This window comes from Bacillus cereus group sp. RP43 (assembly GCF_040459645.1).
Lineage (GTDB): Bacteria > Bacillota > Bacilli > Bacillales > Bacillaceae_G > Bacillus_A > Bacillus_A mycoides_C.
The window spans coordinates 2,293,334-2,311,040 of record NZ_JARVHQ010000001.1; the positions used below are offsets into that span (position 1 = coordinate 2,293,334).

The window sequence follows — 17,707 nt, forward strand, 5'->3', positions numbered from 1 at the left end:
TAAAAAAACGTCATTTTCATCATTAAAAATGACGTTTTTTATATTTTTAAAGCCTTTGCATCGCACTCTCAATCCTATTCACCAAATCAGCTGACACTTTATGAAAATACCCCAAAACTACCTTTTTAATATCCTCAGATATAACTTTCAAATCACTAGCTAAGTTTTCGGCAAGATGTTCTTTTTCTATCGGTTGTAACTTCGCATAAAATTCACCAGCCTGCTTAAAGTCATCTTGTTTAGTTATAGAAGTTCTTTCAAGTTTTCCTTCAACATATCTTCCGTCACCGCTTGTTGCTTGATTAGCAGGTGTCCAATCTTGCTGTTGGTTAACCTGTAATTTACGAAATTCAGCCCCAATCCTTCTTCTTTGAGAATCACTATAAATATTAGCGCGGCCTTGCAGTATTTTATCATCAGATAATTCTGTGCCGTCTAGTAAATTAGAAGGGGAGAAGGCGGCTTTTTCTACTTGTTCCATATAATTATCAGGATTTTTATTTAATACCATTTTGCCTACTGGTATTAGAGGATACTCTTTTTCATCCCATACTTTTGTATCGTCTAAAGGATCATAAGAAAGATTTGCTTCATCCTTAGGGTCCATAAGCTGAACATATAGGCCGTATTCCACCGGTTTGCCACCCGCAATCGCATCGTATAAATCTTTACCAGCGTAATCAGGATTTTCAGCGGCTAGTCTATTTGCTTCTTCGCGACTAATGTATTGTACACCTTCAAATGGGTACCAATGGTATTTAACGTACTTTCTAATACCTTGAGCATTTCTCCAAACATATGTATTTACACTATGTCCTGGAATGTGGCGAAGACTTTTTATCGTACCAGCATCAGAGTATAAACGTACAATAAAATGAATCGATTCAGGCGCTCTTGCTACAAAGCCCCAAGACCTATCAGGATCAATTAAATTATTTTTAGGTGAAGGTAAGAATGCTTTAATAAATTCCGGGAAACGCATCGGATCACGAATAGAAAAGACAGGAATGTGATTACATATAAGGTCAAAAATGCCTTCTTCTGTATAAAATTTTGTAGCAAAGCCACTTACATTTCTAGATGTATCAGGTGTTCCTTTTATACCGACAGCTAAAGAAAAGCGAACCATAACAGGGATTTTCTCATTAGAATTTTGTAAAAATATCAGTTTTGTATGCTCAGACATCGGATATATCGTTTGGAAATAACCAAATGCACCAAATCCTTTTACATGAACAGGTCTTTCTAAAATTTTTTCATGAATAAATTCTTGTAACGACTCATGAAGTACACTATCTTGCTTCAAAACAGGCCCACGTGAACCAACTGTTTGAGAGTGAAGTTTAGCTGGTTCATTAAGTTCTCGATTGCTATTTAAGTCTTCTCCTAATAAAGATTGCCTCTGTTTATCATGTTTTTCATTCATCGACATAGCCTCCAAAAATTTTTCGTTGATTGTTACTAAATATGATTTTTTAACCTTAATTATGTATTACATACGAAGTTCAAATTAGTAACATACCGCTAGATGAAAAAAATGCGCATAGCGTGGACCTGTTGAAATAGAAGAAATTATGGAAAAATGAATATCGGGAAGAGAAATAACACGTTTTAGTAAAAGATAGAAGAAATCACAATTAAAATTTCAATCATAAAAATTAATTTATAAATGACTTATAGACAATGAACATGAAAAACGGGAAAAATAATTAGGAGGAATTTAACATGTCGGATTGGTTTCAATTAGATAAAGAATATATGATGCCTACGTATTGTCGTACGAAGGTTGCGATAGAAAGAGGAGAAGGTTGTAAACTGTATGATGTAGATGGTAAAGAGTATTTAGATTTATTTTCTGGCGTAGGAGTAAACGTATTAGGATACAATCATTCTAAAATTGTGCAAACGACAATGGAGCAAGTTACGAAATCGTTGCATCTACCATTTCACTTTTTAAACCCAGTTGCGATTGAGTTTGCAAAGAGATTAGTTGATTGCTCTTTAAAAAATGGAAAAGTTTTTTTTACAAACTCTGGTACGGAAGCGACAGAAACAACGTTAAAATTAATTGATAAATATAAATCTATTACGAATGAAGAACGTGACGGAGTCGTTGTGCTGAAAGATAGTTTCCACGGGCGAACATTAGGGGCGTTACATTTTACGAGACAAGAAAGTGTATATCAAAACTTCCCGAAAACATCGATTCCTGTATATGAAGTGGAACGTGAAAATATAGAGCAATTAGAAGATATGATTGTTAAAGAAAATCCAATTGCAATTATGCTAGAGCCTGTCTTAGGAAGCGGCGGGATCTATCCTTTATCAAGTGAATATCTACATGGTGTTCAACATCTTTGTGATAAATATAATGTGCTGCTTATCGTGGATGAAGTTCAAAGTGGTATGGGGAGAACGGGGAAATTGTTTGCTTATCAAAATTTCAATATTACACCTGATATTATTCAAATTGGTAAAGGTGCAGGAGGCGGGATACCGCTAGGTGGGATTATTGTAGGGGAAAAGTTATGTGATGTGTTTTCACCAGGAGATCATGGAACAACGTTTGCTCATTCATCAATGGGAACGGCTTTAGGTTTAACGGTTTTAAATACATTGATTGACGATGGTTTAATGCAAGAAGCGTATGAAACATCACACTATCTAAATGATAAATTGCAAGAAATTCAGAAAGAAAATTCTTATTATATTCAGGAAGTACGTCATGCTGGAATGATGTTTGGAATTAGTTTGAATGATAAGAATGAAAATGTTAAGAAATTACAGGTGAAGCTAATGGAGAAAGGAATGTTAGTTGATGTTACACAAGGGAACATCATCCGTTTACTTCCTCCATATATAATTACTAAAGAAGAAATTGATGCATTTATTTATGAGTTTATCTCCTGTATTCATAGCTTATCAGCTATAGCGAGTGTTTAAAAAACTTTATAAAAAAGCACCTTATTTTTAATTCAAATAGGAAGAAAATAGGGGTGGGAAAAATAAATTTACGTATTAAAATAAAAAGCTGAAAAAGGTACTCGTATAGCGCCTTCTTCAGCTTTTTAAAATAGTAAATTACTTAATCTAGGAAGCATCTCGTTGGACAAATAATTAATTATGTGAAACAATAATAACAGATAAGGAGACGTTGCTTTTCCTTAAGTGCTTCGTATTGAATTTATTCTAGTAAGAGAAGGTGTGCTTAAAGAAGTTAAATTAAATAAGGAGCTGTTTTATTATATGCAACAAAATAATGATTTAAATTTTGAACCTCAAGACGTTAATATTGTCAATCCTAAACAAGCCAGGAAAGCAGTCGTTGCTACTGGTATAGGGAATGCAATGGAGTGGTTTGACTTCGGATTATACGCGTATTTAGCGGTGATTTTAAGTCAATTATTCTTCTCAGGTGTGAATAATAGTGGTTTGCAACTTGTACTAACATTTGGTACATTTGCGGCGGCCTTTCTCGTTCGACCAATCGGAGGTATTTTCTTTGGTAGAATAGGAGATAAATACGGCCGAAAGATTGTTTTAAGTACAACTATTATTTTAATGGCACTTTCTACATTATTCATCGCATTACTACCAACCTATGAACAAATTGGTGTATGGGCACCAATACTACTTTTAGTTGCTCGAATGATTCAAGGCTTCTCTACAGGCGGCGAATATTCAGGAGCAATGGTTTATATCGCAGAATCTTCTCCAGATAAAAAGCGTGGTATACTCGGTAGTGGTCTTGAAATTGGAACACTCTCAGGTTACATTGCTGCCTCGGTAATTGTTACCATTTTGACGTTATTATTAACAGATGAGCAAATGCTCAGCTGGGGATGGCGTATTCCTTTCTTAATTGCTGCACCAATTGGTTTGGTCGGTTTATATTTACGACGTCATTTAGATGAATCTCCCATCTTTGAAGAGATGGAAAAAGCACAAGAGGAATCTGAAGACAACGAACAATTTTCATTTATGGATATATTAAAATATCACAAAAAAGACTTCTTATTAAGCACAGTAATTGTTGCCTTCTTTAACATTACAAACTATATGATCCTTTCGTATATTCCTTCTTATTTAACACAAGTACTAAAAGTCAAAGAAACAACTGGCTTATTAATTATTTCAATTACGATGGCACTTATGATTCCACTGGCACTTTATTTCGGTAAATTAAGTGATAAAGTAGGTAATAAACGCGTAGTACAAATTGGTTTACTTGGTTTAGCATTATGTTCAATTCCAGCATTTTTATTAATTGGTAACGGACATATTGTAGCCATGTTTGCGGGTATTTTCGTCTTAGGTTTCTTCCTTAGTGTATATGAAGGAACATTGCCTTCGTTATTACCAGCACTCTTTTTCACCGATGTACGTTATCGTGCACTTTCTATCTCCTTTAATATTTCTGTATCTATATTCGGTGGTACAACGCCGCTCGTATGTTCATACTTAGTTCATGCTACTGGTAATCCACTAGCACCAGCATTTTATTTAACAGGTGTAAGTGTAATTGGATTAATTGTATTTAGTGTACTGTTTGTCACAACATCAGGACGTGCACTAAAAGGATCTTATCCTACTGTAGAATCGAAAAAAGAAGCACATCAAATCGCTAAAGAGGATCCTGAAGAAACACTATGGTGGCATGAAGAATCTTTAGAAATTGAAGCAGGGAAAAAAGCATAAATTGTGAAAAGTAACGTGGACTTTTACACAAAAAGACTCCTAGTTTAATAGGAGTCTTTTTGTATACATCATTTTCTCTTCTTCTTCAAACTCTTCTGATATGCATAAAGCTTATGAATCTCTTCCTTAAATTTATGCAAAAGTACAGTGTTTTCACCATTTGAATACCGTACTGTATTATAAGCATCTATAATAATATGACTCTGAATATTTGCACCTTCTTCAAGATTTATTCTTTCTAGCCAAGCCTCAACCGTTTCTCCTCGTTCTCGGTTTAAAGGGGGGAATAGTTTGCTCTCGAGTTTGAAAATTTCTTTCCGAATTTCGTTATTTGGTGGTTTATTTCGTTTGAACCGTTTTTGGCTAATGCCTTCTTTATCAGTAATGATTGTAGATTCAAAGACAGGCATATTTGGTAAACTTAAATGTTTTCGTTTTTTTACTATTTTCCAAACGACGTAAATAGCGATGGCTGTACAGGCTATTATTGTAATGCTATTAATGAGAGTTGGATCAAAAGGACGCTGCCCCAATTCCTCTTTAATTTGAGGATCTTTTAAATTTCCTTTATTCGACCAAAAGTCGTCTGTATCTTTTAATGCAGCTGCCGAGAACAATGGATTTAAAGCATAACCAAATCCTAAGGCAACTACTTGTATGATATAAGAAAAAAGAAGCCGAATATAAGGAAATACCGGAATAAGTAAAGCGCTAATTATTCCAATCGTAATAATAGAAGTGAAACGTAATAGCTGTTGATTGCGATTGGAACCTGTTAACCAAAATGTAATCATTATGTGTAAAGTTAATAGTAACAATTTCCACAATGGCGGAAAGGGGGCATAAAATATAGCTGAAACGACAAACCATACAATACCGCCTAACGATTTTTGTACTGGATATCCCGGTCCAACAGAGTGTACGATAAAGAAAAACAGTGGTAATAATATTGTGCCTAAAATAGAGAAAGGTAGAAATAAAGAACAACCGATTATTTGAATAACTAACAGTAGTACAAAACCTGTTGTTTTTATATTCATAAATTTATGAATAAGAAATACTCCTACATAACCGGTCATTAAAAATATAGCAATACCAATGAGTTCATCTCTTTCCGTTAATAATGAAAGAAGGAGGAGTAGAATAAAGTCATTAACGTGATAGAGCCAAGTTTTCAAGCTTTTCCACCATCCCTTCATTATTAATGAGAAACGTAGGCTGAGATAGAAGAGGGAGCTCATGCTTCTGCGTACCAATGTATATCATTGTAGATGAGCGCTCTCTTTTTCTCGTTATATAGTGAAGAAATCCTTGTTTCGGAAGTAACGTACTATCTTCTGTAATACGTGCTAATTCCTCTAAAGCTTTTGCATATTGCGTTTGTCCTTCATTTAACGGTAAATGTAATGCACCCCCTTCTGCTAATACACTAATAAACAATTCAAACGGTATTTGATGTTTCGTTGCGAATTGACAAATGTATGTTGTAAATGAAACAAGGTCTTCTACATTTTCTTTCCAACCGAATCCGCGATCAGCAGCTAAAGAAAGACAAATCGTCCAACTATAATTTTTTACAGGTTCATATTGCTTCGCTTGTAACACCTGCATTTTGGCGGATGCTTTCCAATGAATAGAGCGGAAAGATTCACGTTCATATCGTTTAATACCGATAATGGAAGTTTCATCATTGTAAAAAGAGAAATTCGTTCGATAAGAACCTGTTAATAATTGCTGAAGTTTTTGTAAACCGGCTACTTCTTTAGGAGTAGGGTATACAATAATTTCAGTCTTTAATTTATCGAAAACAGGTAAATGTACAGTTAATAAATGAAAAGGGTCTTTTAAAACACATTCAAATTGTTCAATTTGAAAAACACCACGCTTCGTTGCGGTTAATGTTAAATCCCATTTTTGCGCTGAATGAGCAGGTTGTGAAAATGGGAAAGAAAATAACGTTTTTGATATTTGTTCAATCCCTTGATCTTTATGCGGTATAAGGGACGAATTTAAATGAAAATAACAAACACCATTAACGAGTGGTATATTTGCTCCATTTTTTAAATGAATAAAAAACTGTCCGGATTCATCAGGGAAAAGCCGAGTTGTTTGTTTTTCATTTATAACTTGAAATCTTTTCTCTATGTAAGCGACATATTTATAAATGAAAAGCGCAAATAAATAATAGAAGAAAAAGAGAAACATAATAATCCGTTGCGGTAGAAAAAACGTAAAAAGTAAAGCGATGGGCACAGTTAATTGAATAATGTGGATTTGAAAAAATAAAGGTACAGTTACAACGCGCTGTCCATTCATGCTTGTTCAATCTCCACAGGTACGTCAACTTCTTTTAAAATCCTTTGCATTAATTCATTTTTTGTCGTACGTAAAGCTCCTTCCATTGACAAGACGATACGGTGATTCCAAACAGAAGGAACTAAAAATTGTATATCTTCAGGTGTGCAATATTCTCTCCCGCGTAAAAAGGCTAATGCTTGAACGGCACGCACTAAAGCTAAAGTGGCACGCGGGCTTACACCGTTAGCGATGTAATCATGATTTCTTGTAGCGTGAGCAAGTTTAATAATGTAATGTTCTAACGGTTCTGATACGAAAATTTCTTTCACTTGTTGCTGCGCTTCTAAAATGTCTTCTAAAGAAATGACAGATGTGACGCTTTCTAACGGTGCATTGTTACGAAAACGGCGCATCATTTTTAATTCATCTTCAGGAGCCGGATAACCAATTGAAATCGTCATTAAAAAACGATCAAGTTGTGCATCTGGAAGCGGGAAAGTCCCTTGTGATTCAATCGGGTTTTGCGTCGCAATAACAAAAAATGGTTTCGGAAGAGGAGTAGACTGCTTTTCAAGCGTTACTTGTCGTTCTTCCATCGCTTCTAACAAACTAGATTGTGTTCTCGGCATCGCGCGGTTAATTTCATCTGCGAGTAGTATATTTGTCATAACTGGTCCAAGTCTTAATTCGAATTCACTAGTTTTTGGATTGAAATATTCAATACCTGTTACATCACTCGGAAGTACATCAGGGGTAAATTGAACGCGAGAAAAATTACCACCAATGCTTTTAGAAATTGTTTTTGCAAGTAATGTTTTTCCGGTGCCAGGCACATCTTCGAGTAGTACATGTCCATCAGCAAGCAGTGAAACGAGGAGTAAATCAATTACATTTTCCTTACCGACAAAAACAGATCCTATGTTTTCTTTCAATTTATTTATCATATGTATCATTCCTTTCAAAATAAAAGTGGATATTTCTATATTTTAACAAATTATTCAGAAAATTGATATGATTTTTTAATTCAAAGAAATGGATATTTAATTATTAAATTACTCTTGCATATTTTGGAATATGATTATATAATATCGACATACGATATATCGTAATTCGATATATTAGTAAGCGATGTATCGGAGGTAATTATAATGAATGCGAAAGCGCAAAAATATATTCCGTTAACTGAGGCAACATACTACATATTATTGTCACTTGTGAAGCCAATGCATGGTTACGGAATTATGCAAATGGTAGAAGAGATGACAAATGGGGAAGTAAAGCTCGGCCCCGGTACTTTATACGGCAATACGACGAAGTTATTAAAAGAGAAGTTAATTGTTGAAGTTGCCTCTACAGACAGAAAGAAGTGCTATGAGTTAACACCATTTGGTAGAGAAGTGTTAGAGCTGGAGTACAACAGGTTGCAGAGATCTGTAAGGAATGGACATAGTATATTAGGGGAGTGAATGGAAGATGGAGACAAAAAGGGTATTTAAATTTTTTACGGCATGGAATTTAGAAAAAGAAGAAGCTTTTTTACGAAAGATGCATCAAAAAGGTTGGGCATTACAAAAATACAATTTAATGTATACGTTTAAGAAAACTGAGCCAAAAGATGTAATATATAAAGCTGATTTTAGATTGGTTTATAGAGATTCGAAAGAACAACAACAAGAGTATTTTGAAATATACGAAATGTCAGGTTGGAAACGCGTGACGAGTTTTACAAGATGGAATTATTTTTGTAAAGAAGTAGAAGAGGTAAATGAATTGCCCGATATATACTCAGAAAAGGAGACGAGGATACAAAAACTAAATGAATTACTGCTATTCCTTGTTATTATATCAGCAAGTATATTACCATCAATGTATAACCTATTTTTAAGCCCGATGGAATCAAGAGTGCCAATTTGGGCGAAAATTATGACAGGTCTTACAGGTTGTATGTGGATATACTTCTTTATAAGACTTTCTTGGAAAATTAAGAAACTAAAAAGTGAAATATTATAATAAAGAGTGGAGTTAAAAAGAAGTTGATTTTAAGAGAAAGTCAGGAGTCGGAATCAACTTCTTTAGTTTCTAAATAATTGTATTTTGTTCACTCTTTTTTATATAATAAAAATCTGTATAAAGGTACAAAAATAACAGTAACATAAATAATAAATCCCAAAATAATAAATGAAGAAAAAACGATCCATATAGAGGGCAAAAAATAAAAGATGACTAAAAAGGTGTGGGGTGTAACTTATAATAAGGAAGAAAAACATTTTTTTATTAACATTTTAAATGGAAAACCCCCTATAGAAAATTGGTAGGGGGTAATAAAAATGTTTAAGAAAAAGACTGATTTTGAGCAGGTTTAATAAATTGTTCTGGGTTTTCAACAAGCCCGCATACAGCACATTGGACGCGGTAAGTAGGTCCTTGATAAGCCATATGAAAAGCGTTCATCGTTTCATTTGTGTATTCTTCTTCTACTTGACCAGTTTGTGGATTTAATTTGACTGGTTTTACTTGTTGCTCAAGAATATTAAAGCGAGTTCGGTTCGTTTTACAACTTGGACATAGCATTGGTTCCATATGTATACACCTCCATTTGTAGCATTTCTTAAGCGGTATGATTTTATGCAAGTAAAAAAACTTTCTCAATATAAATAGGTGTTTAATGTATTTAAAATTCAGAAAAAATAAAATATAATAAAAGTACGAACTGGTTATGTCCAAACCAAATCTCCTGTTTTATGCCAATAAGCTGGGGGGCCGAGAAATCGGCCTCATTTTTTTGTGCTCGGCTCTATGAGGTACAAGGTTTTTAAAAACATTTGTCGAATTTTTAGAGGTGAAGGTAAAGGGGGAATAATTATGAACTTAAAAATGAAATACATTATTTTATATGTAGAAAAGTTTGAACAATGTCTTCAGTTTTATAAAGAAATTTTAAAATTACCAATAAGAGCTGAACACGGTACATATATTGAATTTGAAACAGGAGCAACAATTTTAGCGATGAATACACGAGAGGATGTTAAGGCGTTAACGGGACTACCTCTTACAGAAGGTGTACTACAATCTTCTCATTTTGAGTTAGGGTTTGTTGTAGAAGATGTAAAGGGAACGATTGAGAAATTAAAAGAACAAGGGGTTAAAGTTCTAGTTGAGCCAATCGTAAAACCGTGGGGACAAACAATTGCTTACATTGCCGATCCAGACGGTAATTATATTGAAATTTGTAGTTCATTAGAATAGAAGGAGAAAAAGAGGATGGGGTTTCCAAAATTAGAAACAGAACGTTTACTATTAAGAGAACTTACACTATTAGATGCAGAAGCGATGTTCCATTATTTTTCAAAAGAATCTGTTATTCGTTATTTCGGAATGGACTCTTTCGAAAATATTGAGCAAGCGAAAACGACTATTCAAACGTTTAGAAAGCGTAATGAAGAGGGAAATGTGTTTCGCTGGGGGATAGAGAAGAAAGGTACGGATCAATTAATCGGTACGTGTGGGTTTCATTTAATTAACAATCACCATAAACGAGCTGAAATTGGCTATGAGCTAGATGATACATATTGGGGACAAGGATACGCGACTGAAGCACTGCAAGCAATGCTAGCTTACGGATTTGAAACGTTGCACTTTATAAGAATTGCAGCTGTCGTATATATAGAAAATGAAGCTTCCCGTAATTTATTAAAGAAAGTCGGGTTTCAAGAAGAAGGATTACTTCGAAAATATATGATTCAAAATGATGTTGCTCATGATACGGTCGTTTATTCATTATTAAAAGAAGATTGGAAAAAGCAATGAGCACAAATGATATAATGAAAGTTATTCAGGAACATAAAGATGAGCGATTTATAATCGGTATAGACGGACTAAGTCGTTCGGGTAAAACAACATTGGTAAAAAAATTAGAAGAAAATATGAAACGAAGTGGAATCTCGTTTCATATTTTTCATATTGATGATCACATTACCGAGCGAAATAAGCGATATAATACTGGATTTGCAGAGTGGTATGAGTACTACAGCCTTCAGTGGGATATCGATCGGTTACTACGAAACCTTTTTCAAAAGTTACAAAGCGACATTGAATTAGAATTACCTTTTTATCATGATGAAACAGACTCATGTGAAATGAAAGAAATACAGCTTCCTTTAGTAGGTGTAATAATTGTAGAAGGAGTTTTTCTTCAGCGAAAAGAATGGAGAGATTTCTTTCATTATATGGTGTATTTAGATTGTCCAAGAGAGACAAGATTTCTGCGAGAAAGCGAAGAGACACAAAAGAAACTTTCGAAGTTTCAAAATAGGTATTGGAAAGCAGAGGATTATTATTTGGAAATGGAATTGCCGAAGGATCGGGCAAATTTAGTCATACAATGATTGGAAAATAGAAAGGTGAATACAATGAATATTTTATGGGACTTTGATGGTACGTTATTTGATACGTATCCTGCATATACAATGATGCTATCTGAAATATTGGGTGATAGTGTAGATGAACAAGAAATATACAAAAACCTAAAAATATCATACTCTCATGCAATTCAGTATTATAATATTTCATGCGAACAGGAAGAAAAGATTAAAATTTTGAAGGGAAAATTCAATCCAAAAGATATGAAACCTTTTGCAGGTGTCGAAGAGATTTTGAAATATGCGGATAAAAATGTGATTATGACCCATAAACATAGGGCGGGGGTTATGGGAATTTTAGAATATTACGGCTGGAACAAATACTTCGTAGACATGGTTACAATTGACGATGGTTTCCCCCGAAAACCGAACGCTTTATCTTATGATTATTTGCATAAAAAGCATAAGATTGATTTAGCTATTGGTGATAGAGAATTAGATTTATTACCTGCAAAAGAATTAGGTATTTCAACATGTATGTTTCAAGGGAATTGTGATGTAGCGGATTATTCTTTATCGCATTACGCGGAATTTTTTAAGGTAGTGATTGATAGAGAGGTTTCTTTATAAAGTAAGTTTTTATTAAAGACTGTATCTTTAAATTTAAAGGTACAGTCTTTAATTTTTAGAGCAATTGTATTTTTATTTTCTATATACTTCAATACGTTCTTTCCCCCATGTATGCAACAAATTATCTATATTTACTAATTGCCATGGATTAAAGAATGATTGACCATCTTTATTAAAGAAATAGCCGTTTCCTAGATGAAAAGAAGCGTGTATAATTTTGTTATTTTCATTTTTCCACACAAGGATATCGCTAGGCAGTAAAGAATCGATAGAAACTGATTTCACCCCATATCCTTTCATTATTAAACCTTTTAGAAAACTATTATCATGTACCCATTTCGTAATAACCCATTGCGCTTCAGATTTTTCGGTACAAATACTTGCTAAAGTAGCTGCAAGACAGTTTGCTCCGTTTGCAGTAGAAAAAGTATTAAAATACGGAGCAATATGGGGAAACTTTCCTTCAAACTTTTTGATTTGCTCTGCACTTAATGAAGTTTGACAAACAAATTGTGTCGTTAGTAAAAGTAGAAATTTATATTGAAATTCTTTATGTAAGTTATCCCATAGTGATTTTTGCATACTTATATAGCGTTTTGAATCATTTTCAAACGAATAAAAAGATAAGAGTTCCAATATGGAAGTTTTAATTGAAGTAGATCGGATATCTTCCAATATTGATTCAATAATATCCCATTTATAAATAGAACCTCTGTTTACTTCAAGTTGAGTTTGGAATATGCTTTTACGTGTTTCTTTGTCCCATTGAGTAATCAAACTAGGGTTTGCTACACAAACGAATTGAATGTCTTTATGAATATTCCATACTTGATAGCTATTTCTACTATCAATATTGTTGAAGATGGAATGGTTAGAAAATTCTTCTTTAGACATAAGTAAAGTATTAGAATTGAAATGTTTTACTACAGTTCCGTACTTTGCAGGGAAAAAGAATAAATCATATTCAGGTAGAAATTGTTCAATCCATTTATTTAGTATATTTATTTCTATTTGTATACTATTCATTAAAAATCACCTCTAATCTAAATTCTATAATAGTACTTCAAATGCCTTTTTAATATATAGAAAAAACGATGTTAATTATCATTGAATATGAAAATTTAGGGAATATTATTCAGTATTTGTAAGTAATCATGTTATTCTAATAATAGATTTCAATAAAGCGAGTGATAACATGAGTATTTTCATTTTAGAAGATGATGTCATACAAGCACAGCAAATGAAGCGGCTAGTTGAAGAGATTTGCGAGAAATATATGTTACCTTTTGATTTTATAGAGGTGACTAGCAAAAGTGAAAACATCATTACTAACATTCCTAAGGCAAGGTATGTCCCAATCTATTTTTTAGATATAGAGATAAAAAGAGAAGAGCGTAAAGGTTTAAACGTGGCGCAAGAGATACGAAAGTATGATACGCAAGGAATTATTGTATTTGTAACGACACATTCTGAATTTGCACCTATTTCATATCAATATATGGTATCAGCTTTAACTTTTATTGATAAAGGGTTGCCATACGAGGAAAGGCGTAAAGTTTTTGAACAATGTTTACTTCAATATGAAGTGCGTAATAAACACCTCATTCCATCCGATGATTTTATCATTGAAAATAGTAATGCGACTGTGCGGGTTCCTTTTCATGAAGTTGAATATGTTATGACTGATGAACCGCATCGTTTAGCGTTAGTGACGTTAGATCGAATCGTTTATTTTTATGGAACATTAAAGGAGATTGAAATAATAGATGAACGCTTATTTCGTTGCCATCAATCATATATCGTGAATACGAAGCAAATGTCTTCTTATGATGCGAAGCAAAAAATGATAGTTTTAAAAAGCGGGAAACGTATTCCAGTATCACGTCGTTTAGTGAGTAAAGTACGTAACATATTAAAGGGTGAGATATAATGTATATTTATGATTTATTTGCAATACTGCTTACTAGTATGAGCCATACGTTTTTATACATTCAATTAATCCGGTACAACAGGTTGTCAGTTAGAATGTTAATAGCTTTAAGTGCAGTATTCATTATTTTACTTGCGATTGTTGTAACGGTAACGAGATATCCAGAGTTGAATAGTACCATTGTGTTATTTTTAATAAGCTTAGGATTAATGCAAAATGAATTGAAATTGAAGCATAATTTATATTTTGCACTAGTGAGCATGGTGATTATAACGTTAGTGAAAATGTTGCTATTTGATTTAGGAATGAAAATCTTTATGTTAACGCCATTCAATTTATATTTATGGACAGGTAGCATGATTCATCTTATCGTATCGACACTTACTTTTATCGGTATTTTAGTAGCTCGCAAAAGAATTCAAAAAATTGCTCAATATATAGTAGGTAGTCCGTTATACTATGTAACTTATATATTATTAATTGTCGGATTTGTTATTGAACTAATTTTAACTCGGCCATCTACTGAGTTTTTAGCAAAGCTAAATCAACAATACAGTGATGTAAGTTATATTTCAGCGATTATTGTATTTTTATTATTAGTCATCATAGTACTTATAAGTTCACACTTATCGAAAGCAAAGTTACAAGAAGAGCATGAAAAACGCTTAGATAAAGAGTTATTAGATTATGTGGAGAAATTAGAGGATATGCATGACGAGCTTGCTAGTTTCCGTCATGATTATATGAATGTATTACTATCGTTAGAAGAGGGGATACGTACAAAAAATGTGAAAGAAATTGAGCAAGTGTACTATGACGTTATAGCTCCTACGTTAAAAACAATAAATGATCATGAACTTGATATTGCGAAATTATCTCGCGTACATATTCCTGAAGTGAGAAGTGTATTAAGGGCGAAAGTTGGCACTGCCCAGCACCAACAAATAAAAGTAATGCTCGATATACCAGAGAACATTGAAAGGGTTTCAATGACGATTATTTCATTTATCCGCATCATTTCAGTTTTAGTAGACAATGCAATTGAAGAAGCAATGCATAGTGAGGAAAAGATATTGCAAATCGCATTCTTTGAAATGGATTCACGACAATATTTTATTGTGCGTAATAGTTCAAAGAGTGAAGCGATTGATTTACAAAAAATTTATGAGAAAAACCATTCAAGTAAAGAAGGAGCTCGAGGATACGGGCTATTCTCATTAAAACGTATCATGAATAAAACAAATAACGCGACGTTAGAAACAACTTATGTAAGTCCTTATTTCACGCAAACATTCATATTAAAAGAGATGAAATGACCATCTATGATTAAAATGAAACCGAATAGGAAAGAACTACATACTTTCTTCACTCGTTTTTATACACTTCAAGTAAGAGGTGAAGCGAGATGAATGGTCTTATTTTTACAGCAATGATTAGCTTTGGTTTACCGCTTGTTGCACTTTTATATGCTTTTTGGAAGAAACGCTATATTCCATATATGTTAGGTGTATTGGCTTTTGTTGTATCACAAATATTGATTCGCATACCAATACTGAATTATGTAAATGGAACTAGCACAAATTTTCAAATGTTTTCTGTTATGCAGCCTGTACTATTTGTACTTTTGCTTAGTTTATCAGCTGGTATTTTTGAAGAGATAGCTCGTTTTATTGCAATGCGTTATTTTATGAAGCAACGAGATTGGCAGTCTGGTTTTTTATTTGGAGCAGGGCATGGTGGTATTGAGGCGGTGTTGATAGTTGGTATGCCGGTAATATCCCTATTATTGTCACAAACAGTCATTCAAAATGGTGACAGTTACTATTTTGGCGGTATTGAGCGCATCTTCGCGATGGTATTGCATATTGGGCTTTCCTTCATTGTATTGCAAGCTGTCGTCCAAAAGAAATTTCGTTATGTTGTATATGCAATTCTCATCCATGGGACTGTAAATGCAATAGCTGGTATTATATTGCAATATGTACCAGGGAAAAGCGGGATCATTATGTCAGAAGTTTCAATAGCAATTTGTGCTTTACTCGTTTTTAGTTATAGTTTCATTTTAAAAAGAAAGGGTGTATTAAAATGAGAAGAATGTTACTAATTATTATAAGTGCTATCGCGGCGTTCGCACTTGCAGCATGTACCGGTAATAAAGTAGATGAAAGTACATCAAAAAACTTTATTCCGAAGGCGGAAGAAATTGTATCACTATTAAATGAAGCAAATTATAAAGAAGTACACGAAAAATTTGATAGTAAAATGAAAGCTGCATTGCCAGAAGAAAAGATGAAAGATCTTACACCTGTAATTGAGAAAGCTGGTACGTTCGAAAAAATTGAAAAACAATCGATTGAAGAAAAAGATGGTTTATATACTGTTATTCTTGTAGCGAAATATAGTAAAGAACAACGGACATTTATTATAACTTATAATGATAAAGAAGAAATAGCAGGTTTAGTTATTAAATAAAAAGCAGATACAGTGGGAATTTCCGCTGTATCTTTTTTGCTTTAACCAAATTATGGTTATTTGTGCTAATATGAACTCATAGCTATAGAGAAGGGGTGGGTTAGTATGAAAACTGAAATAGTTCCTAAAAAGAAGTACAGTATAATAAGCTATATATCTTTACTCATCGGCATTTTATGTTTTCTGTTCGTTTTTATTACACCGACAAGGATAGCGAATGCAGGTAATATAGTGGGAGATTATATTACAATTGCTCTGACAGGCATAGGTATCATACTTTCAATAATCACAATGACGAAAAAAACTGAGAAGAAGGGGCTTGCTATTATTTCATTAATACTGTCCTCATCATTTGTTATATTTTGGATAATCGCAATTATTTTAGTATTGACTGGTCAAGTTAGCTTTGCACCGTAATGAGCAATAAAAAGAGTCCTTCATTAATAGAAGGACTCTTTTTATTCGGTATCTTCAGGTTGATATTCTAAAATATCCCCAGGTTGGCATTCTAATGCTTTACAAATAGCATCTAAAGTTGTAATTCTAATTGCTTTTGCTTTTCCATTTTTTAATATAGAAAGGTTAGCCATTGTAATTCCAACCTTCTCTGAAAGTTCAGTTACGCTCATTTTTCTTTTCGCTAGCATTACATCAATATTCACGATAATTGCCATGTTATTCACCTCAGACCGTTAAATCATTTTCTGATTTTATATCTATCGCATCTTTTAGAAGTCTTTGGAGAACGGCAGCAAAGACTGCGATAACCATTGAAGCAAAGATTAGGAGCATGCCAAGTATAATAATACCAGGTGCATCATCTCTTTCCGCCACAAGATAGAAGAGTGGCATACCTACCACATATAAAATACTGATTGTTACTGCGCAGTTTTTTATCTTTTTTAAAGCTCTAACAGATAATTTCGAGAAAGCGTTACCCTTGTCAATGAAGCTTACAAGTTTAAAAGCTTGATACAGAGCGAAATAAAAAGGTACCACCGTTGCATACAGATTGATTAAAATAAGATATTTTATATATGCAATATCGGGATACAATTCCGCTGCATAATTCCCTATGTTAGGAACTAAAAATATACACAAAGCAAGAACAGGGATTCCAATCAGAATAATAGCTGTCTTTAAAAAGAGTGTTGATCCTTGTTTCATATAAAGCACCTCATTTATTAATTGTCTATTTAATCTAACATGAAATTTATCGTTTAACAATAAATTTTTATTTATTATAATCGTGTTTTTATTGTTAAGTAAATTTAAATTTCAGATGAAAATAAAAAGTACTACTCTTTATAAAAAAGTATGG

The 17,707-nt window shown here is 33.2% G+C and carries 21 protein-coding genes; 13 read left to right on the top strand and 8 right to left on the bottom strand.

Annotated features, from left to right (window positions below):
• Positions 1–46: 46 nt before the first annotated feature.
• Positions 47–1,426 (bottom strand): catalase, encoded by a 1,380-nt coding sequence (locus QCI75_RS12065; protein ID WP_353760546.1) that lies wholly within the window; start codon positions 1,424–1,426, stop codon positions 47–49.
• A 299-nt stretch (positions 1,427–1,725) separates the two neighbouring features.
• On the opposite strand from QCI75_RS12065, the gene QCI75_RS12070 reads away from it, so the two are divergent.
• Together QCI75_RS12070 and QCI75_RS12075 are read left to right on the top strand one after the other, a co-directional pair.
• Positions 1,726–2,943, top strand: a complete 1,218-nt coding sequence (locus QCI75_RS12070; protein WP_353760547.1) for an aspartate aminotransferase family protein — start codon at positions 1,726–1,728, stop codon at positions 2,941–2,943.
• Positions 2,944–3,246: 303 nt separating this feature from the next.
• On the top strand, positions 3,247–4,698 hold the full coding sequence (locus QCI75_RS12075; protein ID WP_353760549.1) for an MFS transporter: 1,452 nt from the start codon (positions 3,247–3,249) through the stop codon (positions 4,696–4,698).
• 68 nt (positions 4,699–4,766) lie between these two features.
• Here QCI75_RS12075 and QCI75_RS12080 read toward each other — a convergent pair whose 3' ends face one another.
• From QCI75_RS12080 to QCI75_RS12090, 3 genes are read right to left on the bottom strand one after another with little or no spacing between them, the layout of a single operon-like run.
• Positions 4,767–5,876, bottom strand: a complete 1,110-nt coding sequence (locus QCI75_RS12080; RefSeq protein WP_353760550.1) for a DUF4018 domain-containing protein — start codon at positions 5,874–5,876, stop codon at positions 4,767–4,769.
• Positions 5,851–7,014 carry a DUF58 domain-containing protein gene (locus QCI75_RS12085; protein WP_353760551.1) on the bottom strand — a complete coding sequence of 388 codons (1,164 nt, stop codon included), beginning with the start codon at positions 7,012–7,014 and terminating at the stop codon, positions 5,851–5,853. The genes QCI75_RS12080 and QCI75_RS12085 overlap by 26 nt, the downstream gene beginning before the upstream one ends.
• On the bottom strand, positions 7,011–7,940 hold the full coding sequence (locus QCI75_RS12090; RefSeq protein ID WP_353760552.1) for an AAA family ATPase: 930 nt from the start codon (positions 7,938–7,940) through the stop codon (positions 7,011–7,013). Before QCI75_RS12090 ends, QCI75_RS12085 begins: the two co-directional genes overlap by 4 nt.
• A gap of 204 nt (positions 7,941–8,144) precedes the next feature.
• Between QCI75_RS12090 and QCI75_RS12095 the strand changes: the two genes are divergently transcribed.
• A complete protein-coding gene (locus QCI75_RS12095) occupies positions 8,145–8,462 on the top strand; it encodes a PadR family transcriptional regulator (RefSeq protein WP_353760553.1) in 318 nt (105 codons plus the stop codon).
• Positions 8,463–8,469: 7 nt separating this feature from the next.
• Entirely contained in the window at positions 8,470–9,006 is a 537-nt protein-coding gene (locus QCI75_RS12100; RefSeq protein ID WP_353760554.1) for a DUF2812 domain-containing protein, read from the top strand.
• Between the two features lie 321 nt (positions 9,007–9,327).
• Here QCI75_RS12100 and QCI75_RS12105 read toward each other — a convergent pair whose 3' ends face one another.
• Positions 9,328–9,576, bottom strand: coding sequence for a hypothetical protein (locus QCI75_RS12105; protein ID WP_000433610.1), 249 nt, complete (start codon positions 9,574–9,576; stop codon positions 9,328–9,330).
• A gap of 282 nt (positions 9,577–9,858) precedes the next feature.
• On the opposite strand from QCI75_RS12105, the gene QCI75_RS12110 reads away from it, so the two are divergent.
• From QCI75_RS12110 to QCI75_RS12125, 4 genes are read left to right on the top strand one after another with little or no spacing between them, the layout of a single operon-like run.
• Positions 9,859–10,242: a VOC family protein gene (locus QCI75_RS12110; RefSeq protein ID WP_001049872.1), complete on the top strand. Its 384-nt coding sequence runs from the start codon at positions 9,859–9,861 to the stop codon at positions 10,240–10,242.
• 15 nt (positions 10,243–10,257) lie between these two features.
• Positions 10,258–10,803: a GNAT family N-acetyltransferase gene (locus QCI75_RS12115; RefSeq protein ID WP_000506647.1), complete on the top strand. Its 546-nt coding sequence runs from the start codon at positions 10,258–10,260 to the stop codon at positions 10,801–10,803.
• Positions 10,800–11,381, top strand: coding sequence for a kinase (locus QCI75_RS12120; RefSeq protein ID WP_353760555.1), 582 nt, complete (start codon positions 10,800–10,802; stop codon positions 11,379–11,381). The genes QCI75_RS12115 and QCI75_RS12120 overlap by 4 nt, the downstream gene beginning before the upstream one ends.
• A 24-nt stretch (positions 11,382–11,405) precedes the next feature.
• Positions 11,406–11,984 (top strand): HAD-IA family hydrolase, encoded by a 579-nt coding sequence (locus tag QCI75_RS12125; protein ID WP_353760556.1) that lies wholly within the window; start codon positions 11,406–11,408, stop codon positions 11,982–11,984.
• Between the two features lie 72 nt (positions 11,985–12,056).
• On the opposite strand, the gene QCI75_RS12130 is transcribed toward QCI75_RS12125, so the two are convergent.
• A complete protein-coding gene (locus tag QCI75_RS12130; RefSeq protein WP_353760557.1) occupies positions 12,057–13,010 on the bottom strand; it encodes a hypothetical protein in 954 nt (317 codons plus the stop codon).
• 169 nt (positions 13,011–13,179) lie between these two features.
• On the opposite strand from QCI75_RS12130, the gene QCI75_RS12135 reads away from it, so the two are divergent.
• The 5 genes from QCI75_RS12135 to QCI75_RS12155 all read left to right on the top strand — a co-directional run bounded on the left by QCI75_RS12135 (position 13,180) and on the right by QCI75_RS12155 (position 16,803).
• A complete protein-coding gene (locus QCI75_RS12135) occupies positions 13,180–13,914 on the top strand; it encodes a response regulator transcription factor (RefSeq protein ID WP_353760558.1) in 735 nt (244 codons plus the stop codon).
• The gene (locus QCI75_RS12140) at positions 13,914–15,230 is read left to right on the top strand and encodes a GHKL domain-containing protein (RefSeq protein WP_353760559.1); all 1,317 of its coding nucleotides are present in this window, start codon (positions 13,914–13,916) and stop codon (positions 15,228–15,230) included. Before QCI75_RS12135 ends, QCI75_RS12140 begins: the two co-directional genes overlap by 1 nt.
• An 89-nt stretch (positions 15,231–15,319) precedes the next feature.
• Entirely contained in the window at positions 15,320–16,003 is a 684-nt protein-coding gene (locus QCI75_RS12145; RefSeq protein WP_353760560.1) for a YhfC family glutamic-type intramembrane protease, read from the top strand.
• The gene (locus tag QCI75_RS12150) at positions 16,000–16,386 is read left to right on the top strand and encodes a DUF3887 domain-containing protein (protein ID WP_144506335.1); all 387 of its coding nucleotides are present in this window, start codon (positions 16,000–16,002) and stop codon (positions 16,384–16,386) included. Before QCI75_RS12145 ends, QCI75_RS12150 begins: the two co-directional genes overlap by 4 nt.
• A 105-nt stretch (positions 16,387–16,491) precedes the next feature.
• Complete coding sequence (locus QCI75_RS12155; protein ID WP_144506334.1) at positions 16,492–16,803, top strand: hypothetical protein; 312 nt, start codon at positions 16,492–16,494, stop codon at positions 16,801–16,803.
• Positions 16,804–16,844: 41 nt separating this feature from the next.
• Here QCI75_RS12155 and QCI75_RS12160 read toward each other — a convergent pair whose 3' ends face one another.
• Together QCI75_RS12160 and QCI75_RS12165 are read right to left on the bottom strand one after the other, a co-directional pair.
• Positions 16,845–17,060, bottom strand: coding sequence for a helix-turn-helix domain-containing protein (locus QCI75_RS12160; protein ID WP_144506333.1), 216 nt, complete (start codon positions 17,058–17,060; stop codon positions 16,845–16,847).
• A 10-nt stretch (positions 17,061–17,070) separates the two neighbouring features.
• Positions 17,071–17,553, bottom strand: a complete 483-nt coding sequence (locus QCI75_RS12165; protein WP_144506332.1) for a DUF2975 domain-containing protein — start codon at positions 17,551–17,553, stop codon at positions 17,071–17,073.
• Positions 17,554–17,707 lie beyond the last annotated feature (154 nt).

Excerpts from the sequence above, each read along its gene's own strand:
- QCI75_RS12065 (WP_353760546.1), bottom strand. The coding sequence starts at position 1,426 with ATGAATGAAAAACATGATAAACAGAGGCAATCTTTATTAGGAGAAGAC.
- QCI75_RS12070 (WP_353760547.1), top strand. The coding sequence starts at position 1,726 with ATGTCGGATTGGTTTCAATTAGATAAAGAATATATGATGCCTACGTAT.
- QCI75_RS12075 (WP_353760549.1), top strand. The coding sequence starts at position 3,247 with ATGCAACAAAATAATGATTTAAATTTTGAACCTCAAGACGTTAATATT.
- QCI75_RS12085 (WP_353760551.1), bottom strand. The coding sequence starts at position 7,014 with ATGAATGGACAGCGCGTTGTAACTGTACCTTTATTTTTTCAAATCCAC.
- QCI75_RS12090 (WP_353760552.1), bottom strand. The coding sequence starts at position 7,940 with ATGATAAATAAATTGAAAGAAAACATAGGATCTGTTTTTGTCGGTAAG.
- QCI75_RS12095 (WP_353760553.1), top strand. The coding sequence starts at position 8,145 with ATGAATGCGAAAGCGCAAAAATATATTCCGTTAACTGAGGCAACATAC.
- QCI75_RS12100 (WP_353760554.1), top strand. The coding sequence starts at position 8,470 with ATGGAGACAAAAAGGGTATTTAAATTTTTTACGGCATGGAATTTAGAA.
- QCI75_RS12105 (WP_000433610.1), bottom strand. The coding sequence starts at position 9,576 with ATGGAACCAATGCTATGTCCAAGTTGTAAAACGAACCGAACTCGCTTT.
- QCI75_RS12110 (WP_001049872.1), top strand. The coding sequence starts at position 9,859 with ATGAACTTAAAAATGAAATACATTATTTTATATGTAGAAAAGTTTGAA.
- QCI75_RS12115 (WP_000506647.1), top strand. The coding sequence starts at position 10,258 with ATGGGGTTTCCAAAATTAGAAACAGAACGTTTACTATTAAGAGAACTT.
- QCI75_RS12120 (WP_353760555.1), top strand. The coding sequence starts at position 10,800 with ATGAGCACAAATGATATAATGAAAGTTATTCAGGAACATAAAGATGAG.
- QCI75_RS12125 (WP_353760556.1), top strand. The coding sequence starts at position 11,406 with ATGAATATTTTATGGGACTTTGATGGTACGTTATTTGATACGTATCCT.
- QCI75_RS12130 (WP_353760557.1), bottom strand. The coding sequence starts at position 13,010 with ATGAATAGTATACAAATAGAAATAAATATACTAAATAAATGGATTGAA.
- QCI75_RS12135 (WP_353760558.1), top strand. The coding sequence starts at position 13,180 with ATGAGTATTTTCATTTTAGAAGATGATGTCATACAAGCACAGCAAATG.
- QCI75_RS12140 (WP_353760559.1), top strand. The coding sequence starts at position 13,914 with ATGTATATTTATGATTTATTTGCAATACTGCTTACTAGTATGAGCCAT.
- QCI75_RS12145 (WP_353760560.1), top strand. The coding sequence starts at position 15,320 with ATGAATGGTCTTATTTTTACAGCAATGATTAGCTTTGGTTTACCGCTT.
- QCI75_RS12150 (WP_144506335.1), top strand. The coding sequence starts at position 16,000 with ATGAGAAGAATGTTACTAATTATTATAAGTGCTATCGCGGCGTTCGCA.
- QCI75_RS12155 (WP_144506334.1), top strand. The coding sequence starts at position 16,492 with ATGAAAACTGAAATAGTTCCTAAAAAGAAGTACAGTATAATAAGCTAT.
- QCI75_RS12160 (WP_144506333.1), bottom strand. The coding sequence starts at position 17,060 with ATGGCAATTATCGTGAATATTGATGTAATGCTAGCGAAAAGAAAAATG.
- QCI75_RS12165 (WP_144506332.1), bottom strand. The coding sequence starts at position 17,553 with ATGAAACAAGGATCAACACTCTTTTTAAAGACAGCTATTATTCTGATT.